Here is a 13,832-nt window from a genome sequence, read left to right on the forward strand (position 1 = left end):
ATGTGAAGCTGGATGGAACCGCGCCGGAGCGCTCCAGCATATCATATTCTGTTTTTTATTTGGAGGTATTACTGATGTTAGACATGAAACGTATCCGCAGTGATTTTGAGACCGTTGCTCAAAAACTAGCCAACCGAGGAGTTGCGCAAAAGACACTTTTAGAATTGCAGGAACTTGATCACAGAAGGCGTGAGCTTTTGATCAAGACAGAAGCTGCTAAAGCCGAACGCAATACTGCTTCTGCTGCCATCGCCCAGGCAAAGCGTCAAAAAGAAGATGCTTCCCAACAAATTGCTGCCATGCAAAAACTGGCGGCGGCTATTAAGGATTTGGATGCTGAATTAGCCGAAATTGACCAGGAATTAACAGCTATCGTTACCGGTCTTCCCAACACCCCTCACGACAGTGTGCCTATCGGTGCCGATGAGGATGATAATGTTGAAATTCGCCGCTGGGGAGAGCCACGCGATTTTACTTTCCAGCCCAAAGCGCATTGGGACTTAGGGGAAGATTTGGGGATTTTGGACTGGGAGCGAGGCGCCAAAGTGACCGGATCTCGCTTCCTCTTCTACAAGGGAGTCGGTGCCCGTCTCGAACGCGCCCTCTATAACTTTATGTTGAATGAACACGCAAAGGAAGGCTATACCGAAGTGATTCCTCCTTACATGGTGAATCATGAGTCTATGTTTGGAACTGGTCAATACCCTAAGTTCAAGGAAGATACCTTTGAATTGGCTGACACCGACTATGTCCTCATCCCGACAGCCGAAGTTCCTCTGACTAACTACTATCGCGGAGAAATCCTTGAGGGCAAAGACTTGCCAATCTCCTTTACGGCTATGAGTCCTTCTTTTCGCTCCGAAGCTGGCTCTGCAGGACGAGACACGCGCGGTCTCATTCGTCTCCACCAATTCCACAAGGTTGAGATGATCAAGTTTGCCAAACCAGAAGACTCTTATGACGAATTGGAAAAAATGACGGCCAATGCTGAACATATTCTTCAAAAACTGGAATTGCCTTATCGTGTGATAACACTTTGTACAGGCGATATGGGCTTTTCAGCCGCCAAGACCTATGATTTGGAAGTTTGGATTCCTGCTCAAGAAACGTATCGCGAAATCTCAAGCTGTTCCAATACGGAGGATTTCCAAGCCCGCCGTGCACAAATCCGTTACCGTGATGAAGCTGATGATAAGGTCAAACTGCTCCACACACTAAACGGCTCAGGTCTTGCTGTTGGTCGGACGGTTGCTGCAATTCTGGAAAATTACCAAAACGAAGACGGCTCCGTCACTATTCCTCAGGTGCTTCGGCCTTATCTGGGCGGACTCGAACGTATCGAACCTTAATACCAAAAAGCTGGGACAAAAGTCCCAGCTTTTTTGATAAATTCATCTAAGTCCTTGAAGCCTCAGTTAATCGTCAACTCGTCTTTATTCAAGACAGCCCTATTTCAATTGAACATATCCCTTTATTTGTCATTCTTGCCTTTTCTGTACCTATCCTCTAGTCGATCCACAGAGACAAAAAACAGGACAACTAAAAATTGACCAATCAATCCCCAGCTTGTCTTATTCCAAAAAGGAACTTTATAGACGAGGCTAGTGTAGAGGCCCAGTAAAAGACCAACAACCATTAAACCCAGCGATAGGTAAAAACAAACTCGAAAGAAAGGGGCATAAGCAGTTTCTGATTTTTTAAAAAACGATTTCATTTTGTTCTCCTTTTCAAGCCATGAAGTGTAGCTGATAACCCTCTAAAATCCAATTTCAACATTGCCAATCATAGATCAACTGGTGCTTATAAGACCTTAAGTACTACCTTGCCAAAGACTTTCTCACTTCAATCCAATCGTGCAAAATACTGGGTTGCTGCAACAGCATTTCGCCAGCCCTGATATAGTTTTTCCCGCTCTTTGTCGTCCATCAGCACATCAAAGTGCTGACCATCTGAGAAGAGCTGGGCAAGCTGATCCTTACTCTGCCAATATCCTACTGCAAGACCTGCTAAGAAAGCCGCTCCCAGAGCGGTTGACTCAAGATTGGCTGCTCTTTCAAGCGGGATCGCCAATAAATCTGCCTGAAACTGCATTAGGTATTGGTTCATCGCGGCTCCGCCATCTACTTTCAAGAGAGGAATTCTTATTTTTGTATCTTTCTGCATCGTCTCAATGACATCACGTGTCTGGTAGGCAAGAGACTGTAGAGTAGCTTTAATGATATCATCATCTGTTGTTCCTCTGGTTAATCCAAAGACTGCGCCTCTAGCCCGACTGTCCCAGTAAGGCGCCCCGAGGCCTGTAAAGGCCGGAACCAAATAAACTTCATTATCACTTTGTGACCGTATTGCTGCTGCTTCAGATTCAGGTGCCGAAGACAGCAAATGCACTTTATCGCGCAACCACTGAAGTGCCGACCCTGCCACAAAAACGGAACCCTCCAAGGCATAGGTTACCTTGCCATCAATGACATAGCCAATAGTGGTCAGCAGGTTATGGTCAGACCGAATCGGTTTATCACCAATGTTCATGACAATAAAAGCGCCCGTCCCATAGGTGTTTTTGACAGCTCCTTCCTCAAAGGCCAGCTGACCAAAAAGGGCCGCCTGCTGGTCTCCTGCCATGCCTGAAATTGGGACACGACTGCCAAAGAAGTGGAAGGGTACCGTTTCGCCATAGATTTCGGAATTAGAGCGAACCTCGGGCAGAAGGGTAGAAGGAATATTCAAAAGATCTAAGATGTCTTGGTCCCAGCTGAGATCATGAATGTTAAAGAGCATCGTTCGGCTGGCATTTGAATAGTCTGTCGCGTGAACCTTACCCCCAGTCAGCTTCCATAAGAGCCAGGTATCAATGGTACCAAAGAGGAGTTCTCCCTTTTCAGCTCGTTCTTGGGCATCCGGCACCTGATCTAAGAGCCAGCGAATTTTAGTTGCCGAAAAATAAGCATCTACGATGAGGCCTGTCTTCTGATGAAGAATGTCTTTGTGACCTTCCGTCACCAATTGATCAGCAATCGGGCTTGACTGACGTGACTGCCAGACAATGGCGTGATAGATGGGAAGTCCTGTCTTTTTATCCCAAATAACTGTCGTTTCCCGCTGATTGGTAATCCCAATCCCTGCAACCTGATGCGGTTTAACACCTGATTCAATAAAAAGGGTTGCCAGCGTTGACTGGACGGCATTCCAAATCTCATTGGCATCATGTTCCACCCATCCAGGCTCTGGAAAATACTGAGGAAATTCTTTTTGAGCCTCATAAACTTTCTCAGCCTTCTGATTAAAGAGAATTGCCCGCGTTGAAGTCGTTCCCTCATCAATCGCTAAAATATACTTTTCAGACATGACTTTCTCCTTTGATAGCGTTTACAATTATTATAACCCGACATTGATAATTTCACAAGCAAGAGTCCCCTTTCAAAATATTTTAAGCCTCTGCCCCCTTATCATCGTCCTAACCTTTCGCTTGAACATAATAAGGTTTCAGACGCTCAAATCCAGTCGCTAGCTGATCGGTCAGCTCTTCCCAAGAAAGGTTATCCGTTACTGGCAAATCCCATTTTACCAAGACCTTTCTGATTTCCTGAGCGGCCAGTTTTTGTCGTAAAAGCTGGCGATTAGCTTCCGTTCCTTCCAGACAATACATCTCATCCTTTTCCTGAACGCGATAATAAAGCGGATTGGCTATCGGGAGATCCAGCACCCTAGCTTGCTTACGCAGGGTCTGATCTGATTTTTTACGCTCTATAAAGCTAACTTCAACAGAAATACCAAACTGCTCTGCCGTCCCATACATTCTGACAGCCATGGCAACATCATCTGCAGCATCTTCTGGACTTTTAAAATAACACCAAAAATGAGGCCTTAAGACCTGTGCTTGACTGGCCCAATGACTGATTCGGGTCTTTTCAAGCGGAGCAATCTTAGGAGCCAACATCTCGACAATCGCTGTAAATTCTATACGCGCAGCCTGACCTAGCTTTTTCAAATGGCGCATTTCCTCTTCCAAAGGACCGGCTTTTTCAGGTTTCAAATAACTCCTGCCTTCTTGGGGCAGATAAGATCTCAGGGATTGATACATAGTGACCTCTTTTCTATCTCCATAGTTACGATTAGCAGAAAAAGCCCTGATCGGGCCTTTCATTTTTGATCAGATTTAAACATACTGCACAGACAGGCGAAGCTAAGCGCCGCTCTTGTTGATCCAGCTGTTTTGAACTACTTTCTCTTTCTGGCAATTAGCTTAATAGGCGTTCCTTCAAAAACGAAGGCCTCACGGATCTGATTTTCCAAGAAACGCAGGTAAGAGAAGTGCATCAGCTCTTCTTCATTGACAAAAACAATGAAAGTTGGCGGTTTGACAGCGACCTGAGTCGCATAAAAAATCTTGAGACGTTTGCCCTTGTCCGTTGGTGTGGGATTGATAGCGACAGCATCCATAATCACATCATTAAGAACCGCTGACGGGATACGGGTGTTCTGACTCTGGCTGATTTGTTTAATCAGTTGAGGCAGTTTATTGAGCCGCTGTTTAGTAACTGCTGATACAAAAATAATGGGAGCATAGGGAATATATTGGAAATGGTCGCGGATATCGGCTTCCCATTTGGCTACCGTGTGGTTGTCTTTTTCAAGCATATCCCACTTATTCACCACAATGATCATACCTTTACCTGCCTCATGGGCAAAGCCAGCAATACGTTTATCGTATTCCCGGATACCTTCTTCGGCATTTAACACCATCAAGACAATGTCTGAACGGTCAATTGCCCGCATAGAGCGCATGACCGAGTATTTTTCCGTATTTTCATAGATTTTACCAGACTTACGCAGACCTGCTGTATCAATCATGGTAAACTCCTGCCCCTCATCATCGGTAAAATGTGTATCAATCGCATCGCGTGTCGTTCCTGCCAAGGGACTTGCAATCACCCGATCTTCTCCCAAAATCGCATTGATCAGGCTGGATTTGCCGACATTTGGACGTCCAATCAGAGAGAACCTGATGATATCAGGATTTTCTTCTTCTGATTCGGTTGGCAGATTTTCCACAATCGCATCGAGGACATCTCCAGTTCCCATACCATGTACGGAAGAAACAGGATAAGGATCTCCCAAGCCAAGCGCATAGAAATCGTAAATCTCATTGCGCATCTCAGGGTTATCAACCTTATTAACCGCTAAAATAACAGGCTTATGCGTCCGATAGAGAATTTTAGCGACATATTCATCCGCATCCGTAACCCCCTCTTTCGCAGACACCACAAAAACAATGACATCTGCCTCGGTCATGGCAATGTCTGCCTGATGTTTGATTTGTTCCATAAAAGGGGCATCGACATCGTCGATACCACCTGTATCAATAATCGAAAATGACCGGTTCAGCCATTCAGCATTGGTGTAGATACGGTCGCGAGTGACCCCTTCAACATCTTCTACAATGGAAATGCGCTCACCAGCAATACGATTAAAAAGTGTTGATTTGCCGACATTCGGACGGCCGACAATAGCAACTGTTGGTAAAGCCATTGGATCTCCTTTATCTTCTATTTTCACCTTGGAGGTGAATTTCTTGGGCCAAGAAACGAATCCGTTCCATAACCCGTTTGGCCTGCCAGCTCTCATCACTGCCCTTGATATTGGCTAACTTGGCTTCTAAATCCTTGAAACTGTAATTAGAGGTAAAGAAAGTCGGCAGCTCCTCTAACATTCGATACTGAAGGATAACCTGCAGCACCTCATCGCGAATCCAAGAAGTACTCTGTTCGGCACCGATATCATCCAAGATGAGGACTTCTGCCTTCTTGACAGCATCAATCTCATCCTTAACCGTTCCGGTATTGATGGCATTTTTGACGTCAATAGTAAAACTCGGGAAATGCAGCAAGGTGGTTGACACTCCCTTTTTCTCAGAGAGTTCGTGAGCCATCGCCGCCATCATGTAGGACTTACCGACACCCATATCCCCATAAAGATAAAGCCCCTTTTGCTCGGGAGTGGGGTAATTGCCGACAAAGTCCACGATAGCCTGAAAGACATCCAGGCGCTTGACATCATCTAGGTTAATATCATCAAAAGAAATATGCTTATAAGACCGTGGCAGGCTGACAAGATTGATCCGGTCAGATATCGCCTGTTTCTTTTGACTTTCAATCAACTCCTTGGTTTCTAAATAAGAGACATCCGCGAAGCCTTCATTCATCACCAAGATGGGCTCGTAGCCTTTTGCGATGTAGGCTTGGTCATGATTTTGAAAGCGGGAACGTTCATTAATGTACTGGTTAAATTTAGGAAGGCTGATTTTAATTTGATTCTGGGTCAGCTGATGACTGGTGATAAAGTCTGCGACTTCCTGGTCAGCCAGGATAACCTTCATCAGCTCATCTGGATTCAAAGAAGGGCGGCCTGCCGCTTTTTGGGCCAAGGTTTGTCCTATTCTATCCATCTATTCTTCCCCCTTTCTTAAGCGTTCTAATGTCTGGCGCTTAATCGCCTCTAAGCGAGCCTGTTCTTCTGCACTGGTCTCGTTTTTATACTCTTGATTACTCCATTCAGGTACGTTGCTCTTAGGTTGACGGCTTTTTGAAGCTTTCTTCTGCGGTTCTTTGAAAGAACGCATTTTTTCAAGAGCCGCTTCTGCACTTGAAACACCCTGATAAGCAAAATCATTAGCCACTTTCATCAGGTAAGTTTTGTTCAGATTAGCCGATTTGCTCTTGTTGACAGTATATAGAACCATCATATTGATGACCTCATCTAAAAAAGACATCTCAGCTAAATCATCCAATAATTGACGTTCATCTGCTGTAATCGTAGCATGGCGCAGTTTCTTAATATTCGCCAAATAATGCTCGGCTTTACTGCCCTTGGCCTCCTGAATGATTGCTAGTTCTTCTGGCGAGAATGACTGTGAACCAGAAGCTGCTTGCGGCTGTTCTTTTTTCGCCCGCATTCTAGACAAGGAAATGACGCCCCGATGGGCGGTTTCCTTTGCCAATAGATAAGTGTCATACCAAGACAGGTGATACTGTTCAGAAAGCTGATTAAGTCCCAAAACATCCTTGGTCGGATCAGAAAAACGCAGACCGTCACTCGTCATGCGGTTTTTAAAGCTGTCTAAATCAAATTGGGTCTTACTGCTGGGAGCCTGTTTAGGATTCAGCTGCCGACCCCCTCCAAAGACCTCTGAAAAATCCTTGGAAAGATCCTCTGCCTGAGATAAATCTTCCAGAGCCAAGTAACCCAACGCAACCTGACCGATCTTTTGCTCTAACTGCCGGCTATAAACAGGATTAGCTAGAAAATCCTTTGCCGGCAGGGGCGGTTTCAGCTGGATAAGGTAGACGCCTTGCTGGCGATAAAAAGCCACAAGATCTAGAGCAGTCAGCCTGGCTAATGACGCTTCAAAGGCCTGCATCCCAAACTGCATATGATTCAGAATCTCACTGAACTTGTGGCGCTGGCTGCCGTTATCAAAGAATGATGCGAAATAGAGATAAAGCCCCAGATCCCCATCTCCCATCAGAGGATAATAAAAGCGCATCAGACTTGAGGTGTCCGGCGTTAAATAGTTTTGCCGGCAATAAAAAAATTCATCAATCGGCTTCATGGTCCAACTTACCTTTTTTCTTACTTCTCACCCGCTGTGTAATCTGCTGCAAAAGGGCCTCAATCTCGTCTACATCTTTAAAACTGCGATAGACACTGGCAAAGCGCACATAGGTAATCTCATCAAGTTCAGCCAGCTCATCCATCACTAGATTGCCAATCACCTCACTGGATACCTCGCTGTCGTAGTCACTTCTGATGCGACGTTCAATATCCCCGACAACTTTTTCAATAGCAGAACTTGAAACTGGGCGTTTTTGGGCACTGCGAATAATACCGTTAAAAATCTTATCCCTTGAAAACTGTTCTCGGGTGCCATCTTTTTTGACCACAAGCAGGGGCAGCTCCTCAATTCTCTCAAAGGTGGTAAAGCGTGTCTGACATTGTTCACACTCACGTCGGCGTCTGATAGTCGTTCCTTCTTCGGCCTGACGACTGTCAATCACGCTGGATTTTAAATAGTTACACTTAGGACAACGCATGAAAACACCTCATTTCTAGCTTTTCTTAATACTTTATTTTATCATACTTTAGTTCATAACAAAAGCACGCAGATTGCGTGCCCTCATAAGATAACGTTATTTTTCACGAATCACATAACCCATACCGCGAACCGTTTGAATGTAGCTTTCCTTTCCAGGAACATCAATCTTGCCGCGGAGATAGCGGATGTAGACATCAACCACATTAGTTTCAGTTTCTTGCTCATATTTCCAGACATGCTCCAGCAAATCTTCTCGGGTCATGACTTGGTTAATGTTGGACAGCAAAGCGTTGAGTAGATCAAACTCACGTTTGGTTAAAGGAATGGTCTCCCCGTCACGAATAGCCGCTCGATTCTGCGGGTCTAATTGCAGGTCACGGTAAGTATTTTCCCCGCGTGGCAGACGTTTGGCTTTTTCCATATCTTGACGGCGGAAAGTCGCACGAACTCTGGCTAAAAGCTCTTCAATAGCAAAGGGTTTAACGATATAACCATCTGCGCCACGGTCAAGACCAGCTACAATATCCATGACTGAATCACGGGCAGTCATCATGATTAAGTATGTTGTCTTTTCCAGGAAAAGACGGCGGGTCACCTCATAGCCGTCCATTTCGGGCAACATTAAATCCAGTAAAATCAAATCATAGTCTTTTTCTAATGCTTTTTCGAGACCTGTGCGCCCATTATGCTCCACATCGACCTCATATCCTTCATGTTGTAACTCCAGCGATACAAACCGAGCCAGATTCTTTTCATCCTCAATAATCAAAATCTTCTTTGTCATAAAAAACCCCTATATAGCCATACAATAAATATTTTCTAATGTTTACACTATTCTATAAAAAATCTATAATTTGTAGGTGAAACAGAGATAACAAGTTTATTACAGTTATATAACGAATAAGAAGAAGCCCTTAAAACCAAGATTTCCAAGGACTTTTGACCTCTCATCAGAATTTCTTATTAGTGAAAGGCGTGAGAAATAATTATACGTTGTCGAAGCATTTTTATTGATTATTAAAAAAGGTTAACAAATAAATTTGAAGTCAGAAATTATTTTACATTGGAAGATGCTTTAACAAAAAAACCAATAGCAACATGCTATGTTACTATTGGTTTTCATCGTCAAATAAATTAGACAAGGCTGCAAAAGGATTCTCTGCTTCCTTGTTCTTCTCTTTCAGTTCTTCATACTGGGCCTGACTGATAATTTGCCAGTCTTTCCCCGACGGCAGCTCTTCATTGGCTTCTTCATCAGGCGTTAGAACTTTCAAAGGAATATTTAATAGGATATTGTCAAGGATACTCTCTTTTAAATCAATCACTGGATCCTCTAAAATAATGACCAGTTCCTCCTCCACTAGGTCTTTCTTAGCTGACACATCTTGGCTTTCAATAAAGACTTCCTCAACCATTAGCTGCTCCGAACGCTGAACTGGCTCTAAAGAACGACTTGAAGGTAGGGTAATGGTATAGGTCAAGTAATAGTCTAGCACATAAAAACCGTCATCATAGACTACTTTTCCCTTGGCCTCTAGCCCTTCAAGGCCTAAAATCTCAGGATTGCGCTCCCTCAAGGCAGCCTCAAGATCAAAGGTGTCATCAAACAAAATACCATCCGATGCTTTTCTAATCTCATTTAAAGTATACATTACACTTTCCCTTCTATATAAATCCGCAGGCGACAAGGTCCTCGTTTTAACAATTATATCAATAATTTCCCGACTTGTCCTTGGATTTTCCTCATCAAGCCAAGTATAAATAATGGCAATGACACTCATGGTTAGGATATCAATGACATAAGTTTCAGGGATTGTCTTATCCTGATAGCTCACCTTCGCATGACCTAAAATAAAGCGTTTGATGGCTCTGATTAAATAGGCTTCAAATGCCTTATCCCCATTTTTTCCAATCAGGGCTTTAAAAACTGCAAAGGTGTCTTCCACATAGTCAATCAAAAAAGTGAGCTTGGACAGCTCTGCATCATGGAAGAGGTCGTCTTGAAGGTGCTCTTCAATGACCGAATAAATCTCCGACTTAATAGATTGAATAAAATCATTGATATCCAGATAATGAAGGTAGAAGGTCCCCCTAGAAATACCTGCCTTCTTCGTCAAGGCCGAGACGGTCACTTGATTGATAGGCCTTTCTTCTAAAAGCGAAAAAAAAGCTTCCCGTAAATAGGTTTTGGTATTCTTCCTTTTTGTTTGATAGCCTGTCATAAGCCCCCCCTCAAATGAACACAATGTCTATTTTTGTTCATTGAAATGAACAGTCTGTATAGTATAATCTATCCATAACTTAACAAAAGGAGTTTTAAATGTCAAATCTGATTTCCTTAAAAGACGTCTATAAAATCTACAATGAAGGACGAGAAGATGAAGTTCGTGCCAATAATAACATTAACTTTGATATCCAAAAAGGCGAGCTGACCATTATGGTTGGTAATTCTGGCGCGGGTAAATCGACCCTCCTCAATATTCTTGGCGGAATGGACCAAGCGACCCGCGGACAAGTTCTCGTCGGCGATAAAAACCTGACGACCTTAAGCAGCCGAGAACTGACGACCTACCGCCGCCTGGATGTCGGCTTTGTTTTTCAGTTCTACAACTTAGTTCCCAATTTAACAGCTCTTGAGAACGTTGAATTGGCAAGTGAGGTTGTCCACGATTCACTAAGCCCAGAAGAAATGCTGAAAAACGTCGGGCTTAGGCGACGTCTCCATAACTTTCCGGCTCAAATGTCCGGCGGAGAACAGCAGCGGGTTTCGATTGCCCGAGCCATGGCCAAAAATCCCAAACTGCTCTTAGCAGATGAACCGACAGGTGCCCTAGACTATAAGACTGGCAAACAAATCCTTCAGCTCTTCCAAGATTACGTGCGAACAAGCGGCAAGAACGTGATTATTGTGACGCATAACTCGCTGATCAAGCCTATGGCCGACCATGTGATTGAGGTTTCAGATGGTCAAATCAAAGAAGACTATCGCAACGATAAGCCTATTCCTGTCAAAGATTTGGAGTGGTAAGTCTTATGAAAACAATGAAGAAAAATATCAGACGAACCTTTCAGAGGTCCTGGGCTCGCTTTCTCTCTGTTACTCTTTTAATTATGTTAGCCATTTTTGTTTTTGTCGGTCTCTTTTCTGCAGGCCCTGATATGCGGCAAACCGTCATTGATCGTTTTAAACAGGAGAATTTGGCTGACATTCAAGTAGAAACGACGACTTCTTTCAGTAATAGCGATAAGAAACGACTTGAACAAGTGGCCAATCTGAAAGAGATTACTTACGGCAAACAAATTGATGCCGTCTTATCAGGCAAGGGCATCCGTGTCATCAGCACTCCAAAAACCATTTCTAAAGCCAAACTGGTTCAGGGACGGCTGCCTCAGACAAACAATGAAATAGCTATTGGAGAGCAGCTCAATCAGAAAATCGGGGATACGATAAGCATTACCAGTGATGACCTGAAGGTCAAAAAGCTGACCGTTGTCGGTATTGTCCGCTCTTCTGAATTTATGTCGCGAACATCTCTAGGGCAGACCAACGTAGGAGATGGGACACTGTCTTATTTCGCTATTGTCCCAAGTTCCAATATGACGGTCTCTGATAACCTCGCCCGCTTAACCTTTACCAACACGCAGAACTTATCTGCTTATACTCAAGAGTATTCTAATGCCGCCTACGCCGATTTAGAAAAGGTACAGAAGATTACGCGCCAGCTGACACAAGCTAAGCAGGACAAATCCTTAACAGACATCACTGCTGCCGAAGAAAAGTTAGTCAGCAGCGAAAAGACCTTGGCTCAACAGGAAGAAACAGTGAAAACCGCTCAAGAACAGCTCCAAGCAGCAAAACAGGCTGCGGCAGCTTCCCCTGAGCTACAAGCCCAGTTGGCTGACCAAGAGAGCCGTTTAAGCAAGCAAGCTGCTCAGCTGTCTCAGGCAAAAACAGAATTAGTTGAAGCCAAATCAGACCTTGCTCAAAAGAAAAAGCAAGTTAGTCTCATCCAAGTAAGCGCCCAAGAGCGCTCTGATTTCGCCCATGGTTATTCCGACTATGGCAGCTCAGCTACACGGATGGATGCGTTAGCTCTGGTTCTTCCTGTTATTTTCTTTGCGATTTCCCTCATGGTTTCCTTTACCACTATGAGACGAATGGTCGCTGAAAAACGAACTGAAATGGGAACTCTCCGAGCTTTGGGCTTCTACAAGAAGGAAGTTATGGGAGAATTTACCCTTTACAGTACCTTATCAGCTCTGGTAGGGACTGTTGGCGGGAGTCTGCTGGGAATCTACTTCCTCCCGAATCGTATCTATAGCATCTTTGCGGATGGCTCCTACCAACTCGGCAAAATGACGATTGTTTACAATATCCCTCTCCTGCTTATTTCTTTAGGACTGGCTCTTATGAGTACTCTTCTGGCGGCCTACTTGGCAGCCAAAAAAGAGCTGAAGGAGAAACCTGCTGACCTGATGCTGCCGAAGCCTCCTGCTGTCACCAATACAATCTTACTCGAACGTATTCCTTTGATTTGGAAGCACTTATCCTTTTCCAATAAGGTCACCCTTCGTAATGCATTTCGCTATAAATCTCGAATGTTTATGACCATCTTTGGGGTTATGGGATCCATTTCTCTGTTAATTCTGGGTATCGGTATCCGAGACAGTCTGATTGAATTGCCTCATAGACAGTACGAAACGATTTCAACCTATGATATGATTGCTGTCTATAACCCCGACTCTAAGAGTCTGTCTTCTTATCAAAATCTAGTTAAGACACACTCAAGTAGCCAGACAAGCATCCGTTATGAGACGGTCAGCGCTAAATCCGATGAGCTCTTAGACAGTCAGTCCATCCAACTCTTTGTGGGCAAGGATTTTAAAAACGACATTCAGCTAGATCACCGTCTGACCAATGACGGGGCTATTCTTTCCAAAAAGCTGACACAAGCCTTCAACCTTGAGCAAGGAGACTACCTTACCATTAAAGACAGTCAAGGCAAATCCTATCATATTAAGGTCAGCTCTATCACCAGCAATTATGTCGGACATATGATTTATATGACGCCAACTTACTATCAAAAGGTTTTTGGAACTGCTTACCAGAGCAATGCCTACCTTCTAAAAACAAAGGAAAATGCTGAAACCTTGGCCAAGAAACTTAATCAGAATGATGCCAGTCTGACAGTTGTCCAAAGTAAGGTTATCCGTCAAACAGTCAGTGACTTTCTGGGCGGGCTGACCAATATCATCCTCATCATTGTGTTTGTCTCCATCTTACTGGTCTATATCGTTCTTTATACCCTCACCAGCATCAATGTGGCTGAGCGTGAAAAGGAGTTGGCCACTATCAAGGTGCTTGGTTTTTATCAAAAAGAAACCCTGCTCTATGTCTTTAAAGAGACTTTCCTGCTAACAGCCATCGGCATTCTTCTAGGAATTGGATTAGGCTACTTCCTTCATAAATATGTCATGACGGTTATCCCGCCAGAACATATCTTCTCAATTCCTGGGATTACTTGGACAAATATACTCATTTCAACAGTTGCCGTTATTCTCTTTAGTTTCATCGTGATGGCGATTATGAATCGGCACATTAAGCGTATTGATATGCTAGAAGCGCTAAAATCTGTTGATTAAACCTAAATCAAAAGAGTTTGGGACACAAGTCTCAAACTCTTCTAATTAAACTGTGCGGGGTGGGATCCATAATCGAAATCGCCATTTCATGACGATT

At 43.9% G+C, this 13,832-nt stretch carries 12 protein-coding genes and 1 pseudogene; 3 read left to right on the top strand and 10 right to left on the bottom strand.

From position 1 onward, the window contains the following. Positions 1–74: 74 nt before the first annotated feature. Positions 75–1,349 (top strand): serine--tRNA ligase, encoded by a 1,275-nt coding sequence (gene serS / locus A3GY_RS0108435; protein ID WP_018030969.1) that lies wholly within the window; start codon positions 75–77, stop codon positions 1,347–1,349. Between the two features lie 122 nt (positions 1,350–1,471). Here serS and A3GY_RS0108440 read toward each other — a convergent pair whose 3' ends face one another. From A3GY_RS0108440 to A3GY_RS09810, 10 genes and pseudogenes are all read right to left on the bottom strand, one after another. Then, on the bottom strand, positions 1,472–1,714 hold the full coding sequence (locus A3GY_RS0108440; protein WP_018030970.1) for a hypothetical protein: 243 nt from the start codon (positions 1,712–1,714) through the stop codon (positions 1,472–1,474). 128 nt (positions 1,715–1,842) lie between these two features. Then, positions 1,843–3,345 carry a glycerol kinase GlpK gene (gene glpK, locus A3GY_RS0108445; protein ID WP_018030971.1) on the bottom strand — a complete coding sequence of 501 codons (1,503 nt, stop codon included), beginning with the start codon at positions 3,343–3,345 and terminating at the stop codon, positions 1,843–1,845. 109 nt (positions 3,346–3,454) lie between these two features. Then, a complete protein-coding gene (locus A3GY_RS0108450) occupies positions 3,455–4,081 on the bottom strand; it encodes a hypothetical protein (RefSeq protein WP_018030972.1) in 627 nt (208 codons plus the stop codon). 137 nt (positions 4,082–4,218) lie between these two features. Then, complete coding sequence (gene der, locus A3GY_RS0108455) at positions 4,219–5,529, bottom strand: ribosome biogenesis GTPase Der (RefSeq protein WP_018030973.1); 1,311 nt, start codon at positions 5,527–5,529, stop codon at positions 4,219–4,221. Between the two features lie 10 nt (positions 5,530–5,539). Next, positions 5,540–6,445, bottom strand: a complete 906-nt coding sequence (dnaI, locus tag A3GY_RS0108460) for a primosomal protein DnaI (protein ID WP_018030974.1) — start codon at positions 6,443–6,445, stop codon at positions 5,540–5,542. Beyond that, positions 6,446–7,609, bottom strand: a complete 1,164-nt coding sequence (locus tag A3GY_RS0108465) for a DnaD domain protein (RefSeq protein ID WP_018030975.1) — start codon at positions 7,607–7,609, stop codon at positions 6,446–6,448. It lies immediately after the preceding gene. Beyond that, positions 7,596–8,090, bottom strand: a complete 495-nt coding sequence (nrdR, locus tag A3GY_RS0108470; protein WP_018030976.1) for a transcriptional regulator NrdR — start codon at positions 8,088–8,090, stop codon at positions 7,596–7,598. The genes A3GY_RS0108465 and nrdR overlap by 14 nt, the downstream gene beginning before the upstream one ends. Positions 8,091–8,186: 96 nt before the next feature. Then, positions 8,187–8,876, bottom strand: coding sequence for a response regulator transcription factor (locus A3GY_RS0108475; RefSeq protein ID WP_018030977.1), 690 nt, complete (start codon positions 8,874–8,876; stop codon positions 8,187–8,189). Between the two features lie 325 nt (positions 8,877–9,201). Beyond that, positions 9,202–9,744 carry a YceD family protein gene (locus A3GY_RS0108480; RefSeq protein WP_026161998.1) on the bottom strand — a complete coding sequence of 181 codons (543 nt, stop codon included), beginning with the start codon at positions 9,742–9,744 and terminating at the stop codon, positions 9,202–9,204. Between the two features lie 18 nt (positions 9,745–9,762). Further along, positions 9,763–10,314: pseudogene (locus A3GY_RS09810) on the bottom strand (TetR/AcrR family transcriptional regulator); the annotation flags it as partial. Between the two features lie 98 nt (positions 10,315–10,412). Here A3GY_RS09810 and A3GY_RS0108490 point away from each other — a divergent pair. Together A3GY_RS0108490 and A3GY_RS0108495 are read left to right on the top strand one after the other, a co-directional pair. After that, positions 10,413–11,120 carry an ABC transporter ATP-binding protein gene (locus A3GY_RS0108490; protein WP_018030979.1) on the top strand — a complete coding sequence of 236 codons (708 nt, stop codon included), beginning with the start codon at positions 10,413–10,415 and terminating at the stop codon, positions 11,118–11,120. A gap of 5 nt (positions 11,121–11,125) precedes the next feature. Next, complete coding sequence (locus A3GY_RS0108495; protein ID WP_018030980.1) at positions 11,126–13,735, top strand: FtsX-like permease family protein; 2,610 nt, start codon at positions 11,126–11,128, stop codon at positions 13,733–13,735. The last annotated feature ends 97 nt before the right edge of the window (positions 13,736–13,832 follow it).

The organism is Streptococcus ferus DSM 20646 (genome assembly GCF_000372425.1).
GTDB lineage: Bacteria > Bacillota > Bacilli > Lactobacillales > Streptococcaceae > Streptococcus > Streptococcus ferus.